Below are 19,692 nucleotides of genomic sequence, written 5' to 3' on the forward strand. Positions count from 1 at the left end.
ATGCCCGTTGCGGCCGCTGGCCGTGGCCATGCCCTGCGTAGAATGCGCGCTCGAACCGGGGGAAACGTCGCATGCGCATCATCGCCCTGCTGCTGCTCGGCCTGACCGTGTATTTCGCCGTCGGATTGTTCCGGCCCGCGCGTTACGAGGGGCCGCGCTACGTGCCGCCGGCTGCGGCAGACAGCCCGGCGATGCGCGCGTTGCGTGCGCGCCCGCTGCCCGCCGACGACGCCGCGCGCGACGACGTCTTCGTCGAACTGGTCGCGTTGCAGCAGCACGAGGACGCGACCGCCTATGCGCGCTGGATGCAGGCGCGCGCATGGCGTGCATTCCTCGGTCGCCCCGAGCCTGCGCTCGCCGACGTCGGCGCGGCGATCGACGCCGGTCGCGACGGCGAGGCCGGGCTCGCCGCGCTGCGCGCCGACGTGCTCGCCGCGGTCGTCGCGGTGCGCATCGAAACCGCGCTCGCGCCGGCCCTGCTCGACCTGTACGTCGCCGGCGAGGACATGTCGCGCGGGCGCGTGCTCACCGCGGTCGCGCCCGGGTTGTGGAGCATCGATGCGGGCCGTTTCCACGCCTACCGCGTCGCGGTCAAGGTGCGCAATCTTTCCCGGGCACCGATCGTCGGCACGCCGCTCGCGCCGCTTCGCCTCGTGATCGCGTGGGACGGCGAGCGCGACAAGAGCGTACGCTGCGAGTCGCCGCGCGAACCGCGCCTCGAGCCGGGCATCGAAGTCACGTTCTGGTGCAGGAGCATGGCCGACCTCGGCTGGACGACCGCCGAGGAGCCGGTCGAATGGCTGCGCAGCGGCGCCGCCGCCGACGATCATCGCCTCGAGCTCGTCGCCGAGGCCTCCTCGCTCGCGATTCCTGCGCTCGGCCTCGCGCTGCGCCGCGGTGGCAACGACTATCGCACGCCCGAACTCGACCGTGCCGCCGAGTTCGCGCGCCATCGCGCGGGCGAGCGCGGTTGCCACGAGCGCGGTACCTGCCTGCGCGACATGTTCGCCCGCACCGGCCAGTGGCGCGCGACGTGCGCATGGGCTCTCGCCGCGCTCGCCGTATGCGCGGCCGCGGCGACGCTCGGCCGGTGGCGCGCGACCGCGGTGCTGCTCGCGCTGCTCACGACGGTCAGCGCCGGCATGCGCGCACTGGTCGCGGGCGCAGGCGACGTGCATCCGCTCCGGCCGCTGCATGCAGCGGTCTGGATCGCCGCGTGCGCCGGGCTCGTCGCGCTCGCGTGGTCGTTGCGTGCGCCGTTGTCGGACTGGCGTGCAATGCGCACCCGCCCCCATCCCGCGGTAATCCACGCGCGCTGGGCCGCGGCCGCGGGCGCGCTGGCGGTGATCACCGCGATCGCCTACGCCGTGCTCGCGTCGTGGGCGCTGTGGTCGGCGTTCCGCCGCTAGCGAAGCCCGGCGTTTCCGCGGGCGCCGCAACGCCTGCCGGGGTGCCGCGTGGGCGGGAACGACGCGGCTCCGGCCCGTTCGGGCCGCACCGTGCCGCGCCGCGCGAACGTTGCGACGCGCCGCGGGAAGCTGCGAAGATCCGTCGATGAAGAACAAGTCCGACATCGTCAACAACTGGCTGCCTCGCTACACCGGATCGCCGCTCGACCGCTTCGGCGAGCACGTCCTTCTCACCAACTTCGGCCACTACGTCGAGTTGTTCGCGCAATGGCACGACGTCGAGGTGCAGGGGCGCGACCGGCCGATGCCGAACGCGACCGCGGACGGCATCACGATGATCAACTTCGGCATGGGCAGCCCGAACGCGGCGACCGTGATGGACCTGCTGTCGGCGATCGGGCCGAAGGCGGCGCTGTTCCTCGGCAAGTGCGGCGGCCTCAAGAAGAAGAACCAGCTCGGCGACCTCGTGCTGCCGATCGCCGCGATCCGTGGCGAAGGCACGTCGAACGACTACCTGCTGCCGGAAGTGCCGGCGCTGCCCGCGTTCCAGCTGCAGCGCGCGGTGTCGACGATGATCCGCGACCTCGGCCACGACTACTGGACCGGCACCGTCTACACGACCAACCGGCGCGTGTGGGAGCACGACCTCGCGTTCAAGGAATACCTGCGCAAGACGCGCTGCATGGCGATCGACATGGAGACCGCGACGGTGTTCGCGGCCGGTTTCGCCAACCATATCCCGACCGGCGCGTTGCTGCTCGTGTCCGACCAGCCGATGATCCCGGAGGGCGTGAAGACCGAGGCGAGCGACAAGCTGATCACCGCGAACTTCGTCGAGGCGCACATCAAGGTCGGCATCGAGGCGCTCAGGCTCGTGCGGCGCAACGGCCGCAGCGTGAAGCACCTGCGTTTCGAGGACGACAACGACGCCTGATCGATCGCGTCGACGCGCGCCACGGCGAACCGGAGCCCCGCACATGCCCAGACGCAAGCGCACCACCCGCCACAGCGAGCGTCACCGCAGCGAACACATCGGCTGGCTGCGCGCCGCCGTGCTCGGTGCGAACGACGGCATCCTGTCCACCGCAGGCCTCGTCGTCGGCGTGGCGAGCGCGCAAGCCCCGAAGAGTGCCGTGATGCTGGCCGGATTCGCCGGCCTCGTCGCGGGCGGCTTCTCGATGGCCGCGGGCGAGTACGTTTCGGTGAGTTCGCAGACCGACACCGAAACCGCCGACCGCACGCGCGAAGAGCATGAACTGGCGACCGATCCCGCGGGCGAACGCGAGGAACTCGTCAACATCTACGTCGGGCGCGGCCTCGACCGCGCACTCGCCGGCAAGGTCGCCGACCAGATGATGGCGCACGACGCGCTCGGCGCGCACCTGCGCGACGAGCTGGGGCTCAGCGAGACGCTGCGCGCGCGGCCGATCCAGGCTGCACTGACTTCGGCCGCGACGTTCGCCGCGGGGTCGGCACTGCCATTGCTCGCGGTCGTCCCGGCGCCGGTCGACCATGTCGCGACGGTCGTCGCGGGCGTCGCGCTGTTCGCCCTCGGCGTACTCGGCGCGGTCGCCGCGCGCGCGGGCGGCGCGCCGGCGATCACCGGTGCCGCGCGCGTGCTGTTCTGGGGCGCGCTCGCAATGGCCGCCACCGCGGCGATCGGCAGGCTGTCCGGCGTCGCGGTGTGATTCCCGGTGGCCGGAAAGCAGGCAGGGCCGAGGCCCGAAACACGAAGGACACGAGGGAAAAACGGAATCAGGAAAAAAAGCTCCGGACACGGAGCGCGGGGCAAGGAAGAGCGATTTCCATTGGAGGGCTCTTCCTCCGCGTGCCCCGTGTTCCAGTCCTTGGACTGCTCTCTTTTCCTTCGTGTGCGTCGTGTTCCAGGCGTGTGCTCGGCTTCCCATGCCGACGCGCGAAGCGGCGCGATGATCAGTACGACAGCAGGGCGTGCAGGGGGGCGTTGCCCCAGCGGGCGCGGCCGGGGAGGGCGGCGAGTTCGATGAGGACGCTCGCGCCGAGAACGGTCGCGCCGAGGCGCTCGACCAGCGCGCGGGCGGCGCACAGCGTGCCGCCGGTCGCGAGCACGTCGTCGGCGATGAGCACGCGCTCGCCCGCGCGCAACGCGCCCTCGCGCGCTTCGAGGCGATCGCGCGCGTATTCGAGTTCGTAGTCGACCGCGACCACCGGTGGCGGCAGCTTGCCGGGCTTGCGCAGCGGCACGAAGCCGGCGCCGAGCGCGGTCGCGAGCGCGGCGCCGAAGATGAAGCCACGCGCCTCGATCGCGCACACGGCCTGCACCCGCGCGTCACGCCAGGGCTCGGCCAGCAGGGCGATGCAACGCGCGAACTCGCCCGCGTCGGCGAGCAGCGGCGTGACGTCACGGAACACGATGCCCGGTGTCGGGAAATCCGGCACGGCGCGGATCAGGCTGGCGAGCTTCTGCATGGGTACGTCCGGACACGCGAAGAATGGCGGGTAGGGCGGGTCGAGGCACGTAGCGGCGAGTCCCGCCGTCACGTAGCGGCGGCACGCGCGCTGCGCGTACCGCCCTGCGCGGCCTGGCGCTCAATAGCGCGGAACGGACGGATCGATCTCGACCGACCAGGCGTCGATGCCGCCTTCGACGTTCCACAGGTTGGTGAAGCCGTGCTCGCGGAAATGCTCGGCGGCGTTGCGGCTGGAGTTGCCGTGGTGGCAGATGAAGGCCAGCGCCGTGTCCTTCGGCAGCGACGTCAGGCGCGCATGCGTTTCCGGCTTGAACACCTCGGCGCCGGCGAACGGGGCGAACGCACGGTCCTGCTCGGGGCGCACGTCGATGACCATGATGTCGCCCGCCTGCATGCGCTGCCTGAGCTGGTGCACGTCGAGCGAGCGGATCGCCTGCGGCGCCTGCGGCAGGAAGATCGCGAGGCCTTCGCCGTGTGGCGTGCGCGTCCAGTCGATGCTCGCGCCGCGCGCGCGCTGCGCGCTCGCCGCGTCGAAGCGCACTTCGAGGCCATTGGCGACGGTGACGATGTCGTGGTCGCCCGCCTCGCGCAGCTGGAACTGCGGCTGGAAGCGACCGTCGACGACGAGGAACAGCTTGGCGTCGCCGGCATCGGCGAGCGCGGCGCGCACCTTCTCGACGGCGGCGTCGGAAATCGTCAGCTGCGGCGGCGTGCGATCCGGCTCGGCCACGCCGAGCAGGCGATGCAGTTCGCCCGAATCGAACATCGACTGCACGATGTCGGAGCCGCCGACGAGTTCGCCACCGACGTACAACTGCGGAATCGTCGGCCACTGGCCGAATTCCTTGATGCCTGCGCGGATTTCCTCGTCGGCGAGCACGTCGACGCTGTGGTAGTCGTCGAGCAGCGCGTTGAGGCGGTCGGCCGCGGCGGCGGAAAACCCGCATTGCGGCGCGTGGCGCGTGCCCTTCATGAACAACACGACGGGGTGGGCGGCGAGCAGCGCTTCGATGCGCGCGCGCGTGGCGGGAGAGAGCGACATGGCAGGTTCCGTGGGGCGGGTCGGCAATGATACCGGCGCGCGGGCCGCGGCGGCCGGGGGACGGCCGCATATTTATGGGCGATAATCGGCACCGCAAGACGCCGCGCCGGACGCGCGGCGGCCAGGGCAGGGGCAGGGCCGCAAGGCCCGCAATACGCAGCACAGGCTCGGAATCCGTCCGCCGCGAGGCGGCCGGCGGCATCGCGCCGCGGATTCCGCATGGATCGGCGCAAGCTGGGGAGGAGTGTCATGGTTCGTCGCAAGTCGCTCACGGTCGCGGTCGCGACCGCGCTGTCCACGTTCACCGGATCGTCCGCGTTCGTCGCCTGGAGCGCCCACGCGCAGCCCGCGCCGCCGGCCGAAGGCGTCGTGCCTATCACCTATGTCGGCGCCAATGCGCGCGTCTCGCTCGGCGTCGACGACGACGGCGACGTGCTCGGTGAAATCCTCGGCATCCTCGGCAAGACCGACGACCACGCCTGGCTCGCCCAGCTCTGGCTCGGCCAGGGTGGCGCCGGCGGCGTGCAGGTCGACTACCACCGGCTGTGCGGGTCGCGGGCGACGGACGGCGGACCGGATCATCGTGGCGTCTGCAAGGCGTTCGGTGCGTTCGACCAGAACGCGTGGAAGGACCGCAAGGCGACGCTCGGTGTCGGCTGGGAGAAGAACGACTTCTCGATCGACGCCTACGCCAGCCACGCGACCTCGGGCGCGCGTCATGCGGGTTCGACCCTCGTCACCGACGTGATCCAGCTGACCGGTACCGACGAGCACGGCGACTACACCCAGACGCAGACGATCGACACCTTGACCGAGGCGTTCGAGCACCCTTACGACAACGGCGTCGGCGTACGCTTCGGCAAGTACTTCGACGATCCGCTGCTGCGCGTGCGAGGCGGCCTCGACTACGAGCGCGGCAAGTACGATTCGGACCAGTGGACCGTGTCGCTCGGCCTCGACAAGTATTTCGCGAACACCGGTTTCAGCGTCTCATTGCTCGGCGAGAGCCTGCACAAGGGTGGCAAGTTCGAGCGCGACAGGAACGACACGCGCGGCTGGCTCCTGCTGCGCTACGACATCGGCCAGAACTACCGTGCGCGCGAACCGTATCGCATGGTGCAGGTCGAGCGCGCCGCTGCGCCGGCCGTTCCACCCGAGCCGCAGGTGGTGCGCAACGAGGTCAGGCTCGACGGCGATGCGTTCTTCGACTTCGACCATTCGGACCTCCGCCCCGACGCGCGCGCAGCGCTCGACGAACTCATCGCGCGGCTGAAGTCGGTCGACCGCGTGAGCCGAATCGCCGTCGTCGGCCACACCGATTCGATCGGCACCGTCGCCTACAACCAGAAGCTGTCCGAGCGGCGCGCGGCGAGCGCCAAGCGCTATCTCGTCGCGCATGGCATCGATGCGGCCGAGATCGACACGCGTGGCGAAGGCGAGTTGAACCCGTCGCATCCGAACGACACGCCGGCGAACCGCCAGAAGAACCGCCGCGTGGACATCGGATTCCTCACGATCGAGGAGACGACGACGCAACCGCCCGCGCCGCCGCCGACGCCCGAGGTCGAGTGGGTCAGGGAACCGGTGGCCGCGCCGCCGGCATGGATCGAGCGCGCGCTGCGCAATCCGGCCGAGCACAAGCGCACGGTCGACGTGTACCGCTTCGAGAAGACAACGAAGACGACCACGCTCGGCCCGCGCAACTACACCAACCACCCGCCGGTGGCGCAGGACGATGCCGTCACCGTCGAACAGGATGCGCCCGCGACGCCGATCGCGGTGCTCGCCAACGACAGCGATCCCGACGGCGATACGCTCGTCGTGACCGCGGTCGGCGCCGCCGCGCACGGCGTCGCGGTCGCGACCGCGGCAGGCGTCGACTACACGCCGGCCGCGGGCTATCTCGGCGACGACAGCTTCACCTACACGATCAGCGACGGCCGCGGCGGCAGTGCGGGCGCGACCGTGCACGTGAGCGTGACCGCGCCGAACCATCCGCCCGTCGCCGGGCCGCTGTCGGTGCGCGTGCTCAAGGGTGCATCGATCGACATCCCGGTGCTGCAGGCTGCCTCCGATCCCGACGGCGATCCGCTCACGGTGATCGCGGTCAACCACACCGGCCCGTTGCCGGACAACACGGTCACGATCAACCCGGACTACACCGTGCACTACACGTCGATCCACGGCTGGTTCGGCCAGGACTACTTCGAGTACACCGTGTCCGACGGCAAGGGCGGCACCGCGACCGGGACGATCGCGGTCTACGTGTACGAGCGGCCGCCGTACTGAGCGTTGCGGCGCCGGCGGCGGCCCGCGGCCGCCGTCGCGCCGGCAGGCACGCGCTCACGCGCCGACGTCGAGGCGTCGCATGTCCTCGTCGGACAGGCGCAGGCGCACCGCGCCGGCGAGTTCGGCGACCTGCGCCGGCGTCGTCGCGCTCGCGATCGGCGCGGTGATGCCCGGGCGCGCCATCGCCCAGGCGAGGGCGACCTGCGCGGGCGTCGCGTCGTGGCGCCGCGCGACGTCGTCGAGCGCGGCGAGCACGCGCAGTCCGTGGCCATTGAGGTACTTGCCCGCCGCGCGGCCGCGCGCGGCGCTCTTGCCGAGGTCGTCCTCGCTGCGGTACTTGCCGGTGAGGAAGCCGCTCGCCAGCGCGTAGTAGCAGACGACGCCGACGCCGGCGTCCTGCACGAGCGGCGCGAGCGACGTCTCGTATTCCTTGCGCGCGACGAGGTTGTATTCCGGCTGCAGCACTTCGTAGCGCGGCAGGCCGAGCCGCGCGCTCGTCGCGAGCGCTTCGGCGAAGCGCGCCGCGGTGTAGTTGGACGCGCCGATCGCGCGCACCTTGCCGCGCTCGATCAGGCGCGAGAATGCACCGAGCGTGTCGGCGAGCGGCACGCCCGCATCGTCTTCGTGCGCGAAGTAGAGGTCGATCGTGTCGATGCCGAGGCGCCGCAGCGAATCGTCGGCGGCCGCTTCGATGTTCGCCGGCGAAAGGCCGGGATGGCGCGCCCATTTCGCGACCTTGGTCGCGACGACGACGCGGTCGCGCTTGCCGCTGCGCGCGAGCCAGCGGCCGATCATCGTCTCCGATTCGCCGCCCTCGTTGCCGGGCACCCAGGCGGGGTAGGCGTCGGCGGTATCGAGCAGGTCGAGGCCGGCATCGACGAACGCGTCGAGTACGGCGAACGCGCCGGCCTCGTCGACGCTCCAGCCGAATACGTTGGTGCCGAGCGCGAGCGGCGCCACGGACAGGCCGGAACGGCCGAGCGGTCGTCGATTCATTGCACGCGACTCCTGGCGAACGGGCGCGCACTGCGCGCCGGGGTCGCGACGCCGCGGGCGCGGCGGCGCAGCGGGATCAGGACAGCACGTCGGGGCGCTTGGCACCGACGTAGCGACGCGTCCAGTAGCTCTCGTCCAGCCGGCTGATGCTGACCGACTTGCCGGTCGAAGGCGAATGGATGAAGCGGCCCTCGCCGAGGTAGATGCCCACGTGCGAGACGCGCTTGCCGCGGGTCTTGAAGAACACGAGATCGCCGACCTTGAGGTCGGCGCGCGCGACATTGATGCCGGCGCGATACTGGCTCGCCGAGTCGACCGGCAGGTCCACGCCGGCGCTGTGGCGGAACACGTAGCGGACGAAGCCGCTGCAGTCGAAGCCGGTCTTCGGATCGCGGCCGCCGCGGCGGTAGCGGATGTTCTGCAGGGTCATCGAGAAATCCGCGAGCAGCCTGCGCAGGCCGGTCGGAGCCGCTTTCGGCTGCGCCGGCGCGGCATCGGTGGTCGCCGGGCTGTCGACGAGCCACTGGCCGGAGGCCGGCCAAGGGGTCGAAGCGATGGCGGAGGCGGATTCGAGCTGCCACGGGCGAACATCGACGGCCGACGGCGCGGCGACGGCTTCGCTGCCCTGCATCGCGGCAAAAGCGAGCAAAAACAAGGCCGTCATTCGCTGGAATGGCATCGGTACGCTCCGTGGATCGACAGGGAGGCGATACCGCATGCGCAGTCCGGCCCACCCCCGTGGAGCGGGGAAAGTAGCAAACGACATGCACGGAGTTGTTTGGCTCGCGTTAAGCCAACGGCGATTCCAGCCGATTTCCGTGACGCGGTTCCGCTCGCGGGTGCGAACCGGCTGGCGGAAATCAGGCTGGAGCGGCGGCGAGCAGGGCCCGCGCGACCGGGACGATTTCGTCGGTCCACAGCGCATATTGCGCGGCGGACGGATGCAGGCCATCGGCGACGAGCATCGCCTCGGCGTCGCCGGCGTCACGCGACGCGGCGGTCACGTCGACGAACGGGATGCCCGCGTCCGCGGCAATCGCACGGGCGGCCGCGTTGAACGCGTCGATCTCGGCGCCGACCGCCGCGCCATCGCGGCCCTCGGCGCGTGCGAAACGCGTCACGCCCCAATCGGGGATCGACACGACGAACACGCGCGCCGGCGATCCCGCCAGCGCGACGGCGCGCCCGAGCAGGGCGCCGAACTGCGCGCGGTATTCATCGAGCGGGCGGCCGCGGTACTGGTTGTTGACGCCGATGAGCAGGCTCACGAGCGCATACGGCGGCGCGAAGGTCGCGGCATCCATCGCGGCCGAGAGTTCGTCGGTGGTCCAGCCGGTGGTTGCGACGAGCGCGGGATCGGCGAGCGCGACGCCGTGCGCGCGCAGGCGCCGCGCGAGCTGCGCCGGCCAGCGCTCGCCCGCTTCGACGCCTTCGCCGATCGTGTAGGAGTCGCCGAGGGCGAGATAGGTCGCGGTATTCATCGAGGTCCCGGCAATGGCGGTGGTGGCAACGGCTACGGCTGAGATTGAAGCACGAAGGACCCGAAGGACAAGAAGCACGCAACAAAGATTGAAACACCGAGCACACGGAGCACACGGAGAGGAAAAGAAAAGAGCGTGGCGATACCGCCCCCTACCGCATGCTCGGTGCGTTCCGTGCTTCCGCCGGCTTCAGGCCACGCGCCGCGCGGCGTTGCGTGCGATGCGCGCGAGTTCGCGCTCGATGCGCGCGAGTGCATCGGCGAGCACGGCGGGTTCGGGCAGCAGGGTAAGCCGGAAATGGTTGCGCGCGGCGATGTTGAAGCTCGATCCGGGCACGAGGATGATCTGCTCGTGCTCGAGCAGGTCGAGCGCGAACGCGGCATCGTCGAAGCCGGGCAGCCGTTCGGGATCGACGCCCGGGAACGCATACAGCGCGCCGTCGGGCGCGACCATGCGCAGGAATTCGCTGCGCTCGACCGCGTCGACGACCGCCGCGCGGGCGGCGTGCAGGCGACCGCCGGGGCGCGTGAGCGCGCCGATTTCGTTCGGTCCCTCGAGCGCGGGCCTGATCGCCCACTGCGCGGTCACGTTGCTGCACAGGCGCAAGCTGGCGAGCAGGTCGAGCGCGCGCACGAGATCGTGCACGCGGTGCTCGTGGCCGGTGACCGACAGCCAGCCGACGCGGTAGCCGCAGGCGAGGTGCACTTTCGACAGGCCGCCGTAGCTGATGCACGGCGTCTCGCCCGCGAGCGGCGCGAGCGGCGTGAATGCGGCGCCGTCGTAGAGCACGCTGTCGTAGATCTCGTCGCAGAGAAGAACGAGACGGTGGCGGCGCGCGACGTCGACGAGCGCGGCGAGCAGTTCGCGCGGGTAGACCGCGCCGGTCGGATTGTTCGGGTTGATGATGACCAGCGCGCGCGTGCGCGGCGTGACCATCGCCTCGATCTCGGCCGGGTCGGGCAGGTGCGCGCGCTCGGGCGGGCACGGGTAGTGCAGCGGCACGCCGCCGTTGAGGCGCGTCGCCGCGGTCCACAGCGGGTAGTCCGGCGCGGGCACGAGCACTTCGTCACCGGCGTCGAGCAGCGCGCGCAGGCTGAGGTCGATCAGCTCGCTGACGCCGTTGCCGATGAATACGTGCTCGGGCCGCGCTTCGGCACCGTTGCGGCGATGCTGGGCGGCGACCGCCTCGCGCGCTTCGAGCAGGCCCTGCTGGTGGCAGTACGCCTCGCTCTTCGGCAACGCGGTCGCGATCGCGTCGCGCAGGTGCTGCGGCACGCGGAAACCGAACAGGCCGGGGTTGCCGATGTTGAGGCGCAGGATCGGCTTGCCCGCGGCTTCCAGTTCGTGTGCGCGACGGCTGAGCGGCCCACGGATGTCGTAGCGCACGTCTTCGAGGCGACGGCTGGTCGCGACCGTTGGATGCGGCATGTCCCTTCCCGGCATTGAACGTCGGACGATCCTAGCAGCGCGTTTGCTGCGCCGCACGCACGCCGCGCGCGGTTCGTGGCGTGAGTAGCGTCATGTGCTTCCGCCGGCCCGGCGCTCCATCCGGGGCCGCACGGGCAGGGGCGCCGCCTTGCTAGAATCGGCGCGATGCCGATCAAGGATCCCCCACAGCGTCTCGCCCGCATCGGTTGGCGTGCGCAGGCGCTGCCCGAGGATGTCGATCCCGCCGCGATCGCGCGCGTCGTCGCCCAGCATCGCACCGGCTACCAGCTGCACGACGGCGAGGACACGTTCAATGCGCAGCCCGCCGCGCGTTTCCTCAAGCGCGACGTCGACCCGACCGCGCGACCCGCGGTCGGCGACTTCGTCGTCGTCGCCGCCGGCTCGCCGCCGACGATCGAACGCGTGTTGCCGCGGCGCACCGAGCTCAAGCGCGGCGCCGCCGGCGAAAGCCACCAGCGCCAGCTCATCGCCGCCAACGTCGACGCGGTGTTCGTGCTGAGCGGGCTCGACCACGACTTCAACCCCGCGCGCATCGAGCGCTACCTGCTGCTGATCCAGGGCAGTGGCGCGACGCCCGTGCTCGTGCTCACCAAGGCCGACCGCGCCGAGGCGGTCGACACGATCGCGGACGACCTGCGTCGCCGCGTGCCCGGCGTCGAGGTGCATGCGATCAATGCGAAGTCGGCCGCCAGCGTCGAGCCGCTGCTCGCCCACCTCGGGCCCGGCCACACCGCGGTGCTGGTCGGCTCCTCCGGTGCCGGCAAGTCGACGCTGACCAACACGCTGCTCGGCGAATCACGCCAGGCCACCGGTGCCGTGCGCGAACACGACAGCCGCGGTCGCCATACGACGACGCACCGCGCGCTGATCCTGCTGCCGAGCGGCGGCTGCCTCATCGATACGCCGGGCATGCGCGAGCTCAAGCTCACCGGCGAGGAGCAGATCGACCGGGGCCAGTTCGCCGACATCGACGAACTCGCGCAGTCGTGCCGCTTCGGCGACTGCGCGCACGCGAGCGAACCCGGCTGCGCGGTGCAGGCCGCGCTCGCCGACGGTCGCCTCGATCCGGACCGCTGGCGCAACTACCTCAAGCTCCGCGACGAACTCGCCGCGACCGCCGACACGCTCGAGGCGCAGCTGCGTCGGCGCAGCGAGGCGAAGGTGCTCACCAAGGCGCTCGGCAAGCGCCTCGGCGAGAAGTACGGGCGGCGCTGAGCGATCACGGCACCGTCATGCCCCGCGCCCGCACCATGAACGCCGCCGGCAGCGCGACGTACTGCGGATCGTCGTTGCGCGTGCCGAATGGTGCGGCAGCAAGGTCGTCGATCGTCGCGGCGATGTCGGGCGCGTAGAAGAACCAGGAATCGTGCCCCGACGCGCTGGTGTCGGCGCGCGCGGGGCGGTCGGCGCCGCCGTCGAGCTTCGCGCTCGCGCCGACGAAGAAACCGCCATGTACCCAGGTCGGCGGGATGTCGACCTCGAAGAACGTGTCGTTGAACACGTTCGGCGTGCCGTACGTGCTCGCGACGACGTGCGCGTTGCGCGGATCGCCGTCGGCGTCGTCGTCCTCGAGCAGCCAGAACGTGACCGGGCCGTTCGCGAGCGCCGGGAAAGTCGGGCCGAACGCGACCGAGATGCGCGTGACGATCTCGCCGCCGGGCGCGGCGAGGAAATAGTTGCCCCACAACATGTCCGGGTCGAACGTCGACGGCGGGCCCTGGTTGGTATCGCCGTCGCCGTCGTCGTAGAGGTGGTCGACGACCGTCGGCACGATCGCGCCGTCGAAGCCGTCCTCGAAGATCGTGTCGCTGGCCGGCAGCTGCGTCTCGAACGCACCGATGTCGGCGGCGGTGCCCGACACGCGCGCGAAGCCCGTGCCGCGCTGGTCGAACGCGAGCGCGTCGTCGTTGCTGCCGGCATCGCGCGCGGGGCTCGTCGCCGTGAGCGCGTGCGTGCGCGTCGGCCCGCCGTTCCAGGCGAGCGGGAACAGCTCGGGGTCGTCGGCGATCGTGTCCGCGGGCAACGCGATCGCCGTGTCCGCGGCGCCGACGAGCGCATGCGATCCCGTCACGGCCACGGTGCCGTCCGCGCCGAGGTCGGCCGCGAACGCGGGCGACGGGCCGGCCGTGTTCGTCGCGATGATCGAGCTGCGCAGGTCGAGCACGCCTTCGGCGTCGTAGATGCCGGCGAGGCGGAACATCACGCCGCCGCCGCCGGATGCGCCGGTGTTGAACGCGACCGTGCTGTTGGCGAGCGTGAGCGGGCGCGCGCTCGCGATGCCGCCGCCGCGCGCGGCGGAATTGCCGGAAAACGTGCTGTCGTGGACGACGAGTTTCGTGTCCTGCGGCGGCGGCGGATCGCCGTAGACGCTGAACACCGCCTTGTAGACACCGCCGCCGTCGCCGTCGGCGCCGTTGCCGTCGATCGTCGATCCGGCGATCGTCGCGACGCCGCGCACGTACACGCCGCCGCCGTTCGCGGCCTGGCCATCGAGCGTCGCTTCGATCGTGTTGCCGGAGATCGTGCTGTCGACCAGCGACAGTTCGCCGCGCGAATAGAGGCCGCCGCCGACCGTCGCGTAGCCGTCGTAGGACGCGTACGGCGCGACGACCGCGTTGCCGGAGATCGTGCTGCGCACGAGCGTCGCGCCGTCGCTCGCGTAGGCGCCGCCGCCGGCGCCGGTGCCGTGCGCGCCGGTCGCGGCCAGGGTCGAATTCGTGATCGTGCTGTCGGTCATGACCAGGGTCGTCACGTCGACCGCGCCGCCGAACACGAGCGGGTAGGTGCCGCTCGCGTGGCAGTTGGTGACGGCGACGCGGTTCAGCGCGAGCGTGCCGCCGAAGCCTTCGATGCACGCGGCAAGGCTGCCGGCGTAACTGCCGTTGGCGATCGTGAGGTCGTTGGCGGTGAACGTGCCCTGGTCACTCGAGAAGCCGCCGATCACGAGCACCTGCGACTGGCCGCCGGCCTCGATCGTGAGTGCGTCGCGGCCCGGGCCTTGCAGCGTCACGTCGTAGAGGTGGTGGTCGCCGAGCACGCTCGTGTCGAGCGCGCCCTGGGTCAGGGTGATCGTGCTGCAGGTGAGCGCGGACATGTCGATGACGTCGCCTTCGGCGGCGCCCGCGAGCACGCTGCGCAGGCTGCCGGCGTTGCCGTCGTCGAGGCAGTTCGTCACCGGCAAGGTCGCGCCGCGCGGTGTCGTGGCGGCGCGCGGCGCGTGCGCGCGCGGCGGCCGGCGGCGTGCCTCCAGGCGCAGCGCGTAGCGCGGCGACGCATGCGCGCCGGGCGCCACGGGAGCGGCGGCCTCGGCGGCGAACGCGCAGGCGAGCGCGGCGGCGAGTGGAACGGGATGGAATACGCGCAGGCGTCGGGGCATGTCGATCTCCGGATGTCGTGTCGTGTCGCCAAGCATCCCCCGCCCCGTCGTCCATCCTAGCAGGCGGTCTGCTAAGGTTGTCCTGAACGAACGCCCGGATGGACATGGCTGCGAGTGCCGCGGATCTGCATGCGACGCTGGACGCGCGCCTCGTCGAGGCGACGCGCGGCATCCGCCTGCTCGATTCGGTGAGCTGGCCCGCCTCGATCGAGCTCGGCTTCATCGCGGCGTGGAAGGCCGGGCGCGCCAAGTTGCCCGAGGTGAGCTATCCGCGCCTCGACTTCGGCGACACGCGCGCCAAACTCGATGCGATCTCCGCCGCGGCCGATCCCGCCCATCCGGTCGGCGACTACATCCGGCGCACGGCCGAGTCGTGGCGCGTGGCGACCGACCTGCTCGAGGCGATGGGCACGCCGTCGGTCACCGCGCATTCGGCCAAGCTGTACGGCCTGCCCGGCGACCGCGTGCCCGGCGCGACGCTCACCAACGTCGACGCGGCGCGCCACTTCATCGCGATCGCCGACGAATACAACAGCGGTGCGCCATTGGACGAGATCGAGACGCAGATCCCGGCCGAACTGCTGCGCATCGAGCTCAAGCAGCGCCTCGACGGCTTCTTCGGCGTCGACGCGATCCGCGTCGAGGTCGATCCCCAGCTCATCGCCAAGGCGGCCGCCGGCGCGACGCGCATCCGCCTGCGCTCGGCGACGACGTTCTCCAACTACGACCGCGACCAATTGCTCGCGCACGAGGCGTTCGTGCATTCGCTGACCGCGCTGAACGGTCGCGAACAGCCGCGCCTGAAGTCGCTCGCGCGCTCCTCGCCGCGCACGACCGCGACGCAGGAAGGCCTCGCCGTGTTCGCCGAGCTCATGTCCGGCTCGATCGACATCGCGCGCATGAAGCGCATCAGCCTGCGCATCCTCGGCATCGACATGGCGATCCAGGGCGCCGACTTCATCGAGGTGTTCCGCTTCTTCATGGACGCCGGGCAGGGCGAGATCGACAGCTTCACCTCGGCGCAGCGCGTGTTCCGCGGCGCGCCGGTCGGCGGCGGCGCCGCGTTCACGAAGGACGCGGTCTACCTGCGCGGCCTGCTGTCGGTGCACACGTTCTTCCGCTGGGCATTGAAGAACCAGCGCATGGCGCTGTGCCGCAACCTGTTCGCCGGCAAGCTCGCATTGCACGACGTGATCGCGCTGGAGCCGCATTTCGACGACGGCTACATCGCGCAGCCGCGCTACCTGCCGCCGTGGGTTCAGCATGCGCACGGCCTCGCCGGCATGCTCGCGTTCTCGCTGTTCGCCAACCGCATCCGCGTCGACCGCGTCGAGGCCGATGATCTCGTGCTCGGCCTGTGACCGCGCCGGCACCGTTCCACCCACCCTTCACGCCGCTCCGCGGCACTCGTCCACCAGGGGAAATCCGACCGTGAACACGCCACTGCTTGCCGCTGCCTTCGCCACCGTCTTCGCAGCCGCCCCCGCGCATGCCGCCGGCGATGCGCGCGCGCAGGTCGAGCCGCTGCTGCCGCGCATCACCGCGTGGCGGCGCGACCTGCACCAGCATCCCGAACTCAGCAACCGCGAGGTGCGCACGTCGAAGTTCGTCGCCGCGGAACTGAGGAAGCTCGGCCTCGAGGTGCGCACCGGCATCGCCAGGACCGGCGTCGTCGGCATCCTCAAGGGTGGCAGGCCCGGGCCGAAGCTCGCGATCCGCGCCGACATGGACGCGCTGCCGGTCACCGAGGAAGTCGACCTGCCGTTCGCCTCGAAGGCGAAGGGCGAGTACATGGGCAAGACCGTCGGGGTCATGCACGCGTGCGGCCACGATGCGCACACGGCGATGACGCTCGGCGTCGCGTCGGTGCTCGCCAGGCAGCGCAAGGACCTCGCCGGCGAGGTCATGTTCGTGTTCCAGCCGGCCGAGGAAGGCGCGCCCGCGGGCGAGGAGGGCGGTGCGCCGCTGATGGTCAAGGACGGCGTGTTCAAGGACTTCAAGCCCGACGCGGTGTTCGGCATGCACGTCGTCAGCGCCTACCCGGTCGGCGACGTCGCGCTGCGCGCGGGCGGCGCGATGGCGAGCTCGGACACGTTCCGCATCACCGTGCACGGCCGCCAGGCGCACGGCGCGACGCCGTGGAAGGGCGTCGACGCGGTCGTCACCGCGGCCGAGATCGTGACTCATGCGCAGACGATCGTGAGCCGCCGGCTCGACATCAACAAGGACCCGGCGGTCGTCACCTTCGGCGTGTTCAATGGCGGCCAGCGCTTCAACATCGTCTCGGACACCGCGCACCTCGAAGGCACCGTGCGTGCGTTCGACGAAGACATGCGCAAGCAGGCGCTCGACGCGCTCAAGGACATCGCCGAGCACGTCGCCGCGGCGAACGGCGCGAGCGTCGATGCGGAAGTTCCCGCGCCGGGCAGCAACCCGGTCAACTACAACGATCCCGCGCTGACCACGCGCGTGCGCGCGAGCCTTGAAACCGCGGTCGGTCGCGAGCACGTGCTCGAGGCGCAGCGCTGGACCGCGTCGGAGGACTTCCCGCAGCTCGGCCAGGGCGCGCACGCGCCGAGCGTCTACTTCTTCGTCGGCGCGACGCCGGCGGGGCAGGACCCGGCCGCTGCGCCGACCAACCACTCGCCGAAATTCTTCCTCGACGAGGGCGCGCTCGCCGTCGGCACGAGCGCGATGCTGCAGGCCGCGCTCGACTTCCTCGGCAGCGACCCGGCGCGCCCGTAGTCGCAGCCCGCAGGCCGGATCGGTGCGGCCCTGCGCCGCGCCGATCGGCGCCGGGCCGGTGCCGGCGCGATGCTATAGTCCAGCGACCTCATTCCCCATCGCGCGGCCGCCACCGCGCGCCGTCCCGACCCATGTCGACCATCGAAGAACTCAAGAAGGCCGCCCTCGAGTACCACCGCAAGGCGCCGGCCGGAAAGATCAAGGTCACCCCGACCAAGCCCGTCGTCACCCAGCGCGAACTCTCGCTCGCCTATTCCCCCGGCGTCGCCGCCGCGTGCGAGGAAATCGTGCGCGACCCGGCCGAAGTCGCCACGCTCACCGCGCGCAGCAACCTCGTCGCGGTCATCACCAACGGCACCGCGGTGCTCGGCCTCGGCAACATCGGCCCGCTCGCCGCCAAGCCGGTGATGGAAGGCAAGGGCGTGCTGTTCCAGAAGTTCGCCGGCGTCGACGTGTTCGACCTCGAGATCGCCGAGAACGACCCGGACAAGCTGGTCGAAATCATCGCCAGCCTCGAGCCGAGCTTCGGCGGCATCAACCTCGAGGACATCAAGGCCCCCGAGTGCTTCGAGGTCGAGAAGAAGCTGCGCGAGCGGATGAAGATCCCGGTCTTCCACGACGACCAGCACGGCACCGCGATCATCGTCGGCGCCGCGCTCGTCAACGCGCTGCACGTGGCCGGCAAGGACATCGGCAGGATCAAGCTCGTCTCGACCGGCGCCGGCGCGGCCGGCATCGCCTGCCTCGACATGCTGGTCAGCCTCGGCGTGAAGATGGAGAACGTCTGGGTCGCCGATCGCCTCGGCGTGGTCTGGAAGGGCCGCAAGGAGGAGATGGATCCGAACAAGTGCCGCTACGCGCGCGACACCGACGCGCGCACGCTCGACGAGATCATCGACGGCGCCGACGTCTTCCTCGGCCTGTCCGCGCCGGGCGTGCTCAAGCCTGCGATGGTCGCGCGCATGGCCGAGCGGCCAATCATCCTCGCGCTCGCCAACCCGACGCCGGAGATCCTCCCCGAGGACGCGCGCGCGGTGCGGCCGGATGCGATCATCGCGACCGGCCGCTCGGACTATCCGAACCAGGTCAACAACGCGCTCTGCTTCCCGTACATCTTCCGCGGCGCGCTCGACGTCGGCGCGACGACGATCAACGAGGCGATGAAGATCGCTTGCGTGCACGCGATCGCCGCGCTGGCGCGGCGCGAGGCGAGCGACGTCGCCGCGCGCGCCTACGGCGGCCGCACGATGTGCTTCGGCCCCGACTACATCATCCCCCAGCCGTTCGATCCGCGCCTGATCGTCGAACTCGCGCCCGCGGTGGCGCGCGCGGCGATGGAATCGGGCGTGGCGACGCGGCCGATCGCCGATCTGCGCGCGTACACCGAGAAACTCAACGAATTCGTGTTCCGCACGACGCTGCTGATGAAGCCGGTGTTCGCGCGCGCCAAGGCCGACCCGCGGCGCATCGCCTACGCCGAGGGCGAGGAAGAGACCGTGTTGCGCGCAGTGCAGCACGTCGTCGACGAAGGCATCGCGCGGCCGATCCTCATCGGCCGCCCGTCGGTGATCGAGTCGCGCATCGAGCGGCTCAGCCTGCGTATCCGCCCCGGCGTCGACTTCGAGCTGTGCAACATCGAGAGCGACCCACGCTTCAAGGACTACTGGACGCTCTACCACGAGCTCATGCAGCGCAACGGCGTGACGCCGGAGAGCGCCAAGCAGATCGTGCGCTCGCGCGCGACCGTGATCGGCGCGCTCATGGTCCGCCGCAACGAGGCGGACGGCCTCATCTGCGGCATCGTCGGCCGCTTCCACAAGAAGCTCGGCTACCTGCGCGGCATCATCCCGCTCGACCCCGGCGTCGCGTCGATGTCCGCGATGAGCGCGGTGTTCAACGAGCGCGGCGTGTTCTTCTTCCTCGACACGCACGTGGCGATCGATCCCGACGCCGAGCGCATCGCCGAGGCGACCGCGCAGGCGACCTTGCGCCTCAAGTACTTCGGCATCGTGCCGAAGGTCGCGATCCTGTCGCATTCCAACTTCGGCAGCCACGAGGACGCCAGCGCGCTGAAGATGCGCCGCGTCGTCGAGCTGCTGCGCGAGCGCCTGCCGCGGGTCGAGATCGAAGGCGAGATGCACGCCGACACCGCGCTCAACGCGGAGGTGCGCGAGCGCCTGTTCCCGCACTCGCGCCTGTCGGGCAGCGCGAACGTGTTCGTCTGCCCCAACCTCGACGCGGCCAACATCGCATTCAACATGACGCGCGTGATGACCGACGGCGTCGTGATCGGCCCGATCCTCATGGGCCCGTCCAAGCCCGTGCACGTGCTGACGCCCGCGGCGACCGTGCGGCGCGTATTCAACATGACCGCGCTGGCGGTGGTCGAGGCGCAGATCCGCGCGCAGGTCGCGACGGGCCGCTAGCGGCGTGGCCCCGCGCGCCGCGTTCCCTC

The 19,692-nt window shown here is 70.9% G+C and carries 15 protein-coding genes; 8 read left to right on the forward strand and 7 right to left on the reverse strand.

All coding sequences use genetic code 11. The annotated features are described in order from the left end of the window. Nucleotides 1-71: 71 nt before the first annotated feature. The 3 genes from EV148_RS08625 to EV148_RS08635 all read left to right on the forward strand — a co-directional run bounded on the left by EV148_RS08625 (nt 72) and on the right by EV148_RS08635 (nt 3,097). Complete coding sequence (locus tag EV148_RS08625) at nt 72-1,409, forward strand: hypothetical protein (protein ID WP_131996559.1); 1,338 nt, start codon at nt 72-74, stop codon at nt 1,407-1,409. A gap of 145 nt (nt 1,410-1,554) precedes the next feature. Further along, nucleotides 1,555-2,343 (forward strand): AMP nucleosidase, encoded by a 789-nt coding sequence (locus EV148_RS08630; RefSeq protein WP_131996562.1) that lies wholly within the window; start codon nt 1,555-1,557, stop codon nt 2,341-2,343. Nucleotides 2,344-2,386: 43 nt separating this feature from the next. Beyond that, nucleotides 2,387-3,097 carry a VIT1/CCC1 transporter family protein gene (locus tag EV148_RS08635; RefSeq protein ID WP_131996565.1) on the forward strand — a complete coding sequence of 237 codons (711 nt, stop codon included), beginning with the start codon at nt 2,387-2,389 and terminating at the stop codon, nt 3,095-3,097. 244 nt (nt 3,098-3,341) lie between these two features. Here EV148_RS08635 and EV148_RS08640 read toward each other — a convergent pair whose 3' ends face one another. After that, nucleotides 3,342-3,857, reverse strand: a complete 516-nt coding sequence (locus EV148_RS08640) for an adenine phosphoribosyltransferase (protein ID WP_131996568.1) — start codon at nt 3,855-3,857, stop codon at nt 3,342-3,344. A gap of 120 nt (nt 3,858-3,977) precedes the next feature. Next, a complete protein-coding gene (gene grxD / locus EV148_RS08645; protein WP_131996571.1) occupies nt 3,978-4,901 on the reverse strand; it encodes a Grx4 family monothiol glutaredoxin in 924 nt (307 codons plus the stop codon). Nucleotides 4,902-5,150: 249 nt separating this feature from the next. Here grxD and EV148_RS08650 point away from each other — a divergent pair, with 249 nt between their 5' ends. Then, complete coding sequence (locus EV148_RS08650) at nt 5,151-7,190, forward strand: Ig-like domain-containing protein (protein WP_158287398.1); 2,040 nt, start codon at nt 5,151-5,153, stop codon at nt 7,188-7,190. Between the two features lie 54 nt (nt 7,191-7,244). On the opposite strand, the gene EV148_RS08655 is transcribed toward EV148_RS08650, so the two are convergent. From EV148_RS08655 to EV148_RS08670, 4 genes are all read right to left on the reverse strand, one after another. Beyond that, nucleotides 7,245-8,186, reverse strand: a complete 942-nt coding sequence (locus EV148_RS08655; RefSeq protein WP_131996577.1) for an aldo/keto reductase — start codon at nt 8,184-8,186, stop codon at nt 7,245-7,247. Between the two features lie 76 nt (nt 8,187-8,262). After that, nucleotides 8,263-8,865 carry a C40 family peptidase gene (locus tag EV148_RS08660; RefSeq protein WP_241988028.1) on the reverse strand — a complete coding sequence of 201 codons (603 nt, stop codon included), beginning with the start codon at nt 8,863-8,865 and terminating at the stop codon, nt 8,263-8,265. A 181-nt stretch (nt 8,866-9,046) separates the two neighbouring features. Then, the gene (locus EV148_RS08665) at nt 9,047-9,667 is read right to left on the reverse strand and encodes an SGNH/GDSL hydrolase family protein (RefSeq protein ID WP_131996583.1); all 621 of its coding nucleotides are present in this window, start codon (nt 9,665-9,667) and stop codon (nt 9,047-9,049) included. Between the two features lie 189 nt (nt 9,668-9,856). Further along, nucleotides 9,857-11,095, reverse strand: a complete 1,239-nt coding sequence (locus tag EV148_RS08670) for an aminotransferase class I/II-fold pyridoxal phosphate-dependent enzyme (RefSeq protein ID WP_131996586.1) — start codon at nt 11,093-11,095, stop codon at nt 9,857-9,859. Nucleotides 11,096-11,260: 165 nt separating this feature from the next. Between EV148_RS08670 and rsgA the strand changes: the two genes are divergently transcribed. Further along, nucleotides 11,261-12,331 carry a ribosome small subunit-dependent GTPase A gene (gene rsgA / locus EV148_RS08675; RefSeq protein ID WP_131996589.1) on the forward strand — a complete coding sequence of 357 codons (1,071 nt, stop codon included), beginning with the start codon at nt 11,261-11,263 and terminating at the stop codon, nt 12,329-12,331. A 4-nt stretch (nt 12,332-12,335) separates the two neighbouring features. Here the strand turns inward: rsgA and EV148_RS08680 are convergent, their stop codons facing one another. Beyond that, nucleotides 12,336-14,492 (reverse strand): choice-of-anchor Q domain-containing protein, encoded by a 2,157-nt coding sequence (locus tag EV148_RS08680; protein WP_131996592.1) that lies wholly within the window; start codon nt 14,490-14,492, stop codon nt 12,336-12,338. 104 nt (nt 14,493-14,596) lie between these two features. Here EV148_RS08680 and EV148_RS08685 point away from each other — a divergent pair, with 104 nt between their 5' ends. From EV148_RS08685 to EV148_RS08695, 3 genes are all read left to right on the forward strand, one after another. Further along, entirely contained in the window at nt 14,597-15,853 is a 1,257-nt protein-coding gene (locus EV148_RS08685) for a peptidase MATCAP family protein (RefSeq protein ID WP_131996595.1), read from the forward strand. Between the two features lie 70 nt (nt 15,854-15,923). Continuing rightward, nucleotides 15,924-17,237 carry an amidohydrolase gene (locus tag EV148_RS08690; protein ID WP_241988029.1) on the forward strand — a complete coding sequence of 438 codons (1,314 nt, stop codon included), beginning with the start codon at nt 15,924-15,926 and terminating at the stop codon, nt 17,235-17,237. A gap of 131 nt (nt 17,238-17,368) precedes the next feature. Next, a complete protein-coding gene (locus EV148_RS08695) occupies nt 17,369-19,663 on the forward strand; it encodes an NADP-dependent malic enzyme (protein ID WP_131996601.1) in 2,295 nt (764 codons plus the stop codon). The last annotated feature ends 29 nt before the right edge of the window (nt 19,664-19,692 follow it).

It is taken from the genome of Dokdonella fugitiva (genome assembly GCF_004342425.1).
Classification (GTDB): domain Bacteria; phylum Pseudomonadota; class Gammaproteobacteria; order Xanthomonadales; family Rhodanobacteraceae; genus Dokdonella_A; species Dokdonella_A fugitiva.

Coding starts and splice junctions, on each gene's coding strand:
- EV148_RS08625 (WP_131996559.1), top strand. CDS start 72: ATGCGCATCATCGCCCTGCTGCTGCTCGGCCTGACCGTGTATTTCGCC.
- EV148_RS08630 (WP_131996562.1), top strand. CDS start 1,555: ATGAAGAACAAGTCCGACATCGTCAACAACTGGCTGCCTCGCTACACC.
- EV148_RS08635 (WP_131996565.1), top strand. CDS start 2,387: ATGCCCAGACGCAAGCGCACCACCCGCCACAGCGAGCGTCACCGCAGC.
- EV148_RS08640 (WP_131996568.1), bottom strand. CDS start 3,857: ATGCAGAAGCTCGCCAGCCTGATCCGCGCCGTGCCGGATTTCCCGACA.
- grxD (WP_131996571.1), bottom strand. CDS start 4,901: ATGTCGCTCTCTCCCGCCACGCGCGCGCGCATCGAAGCGCTGCTCGCC.
- EV148_RS08650 (WP_158287398.1), top strand. CDS start 5,151: ATGGTTCGTCGCAAGTCGCTCACGGTCGCGGTCGCGACCGCGCTGTCC.
- EV148_RS08655 (WP_131996577.1), bottom strand. CDS start 8,186: ATGAATCGACGACCGCTCGGCCGTTCCGGCCTGTCCGTGGCGCCGCTC.
- EV148_RS08660 (WP_241988028.1), bottom strand. CDS start 8,865: ATGCCATTCCAGCGAATGACGGCCTTGTTTTTGCTCGCTTTTGCCGCG.
- EV148_RS08665 (WP_131996583.1), bottom strand. CDS start 9,667: ATGAATACCGCGACCTATCTCGCCCTCGGCGACTCCTACACGATCGGC.
- EV148_RS08670 (WP_131996586.1), bottom strand. CDS start 11,095: ATGCCGCATCCAACGGTCGCGACCAGCCGTCGCCTCGAAGACGTGCGC.
- rsgA (WP_131996589.1), top strand. CDS start 11,261: ATGCCGATCAAGGATCCCCCACAGCGTCTCGCCCGCATCGGTTGGCGT.
- EV148_RS08680 (WP_131996592.1), bottom strand. CDS start 14,492: ATGCCCCGACGCCTGCGCGTATTCCATCCCGTTCCACTCGCCGCCGCG.
- EV148_RS08685 (WP_131996595.1), top strand. CDS start 14,597: ATGGCTGCGAGTGCCGCGGATCTGCATGCGACGCTGGACGCGCGCCTC.
- EV148_RS08695 (WP_131996601.1), top strand. CDS start 17,369: ATGTCGACCATCGAAGAACTCAAGAAGGCCGCCCTCGAGTACCACCGC.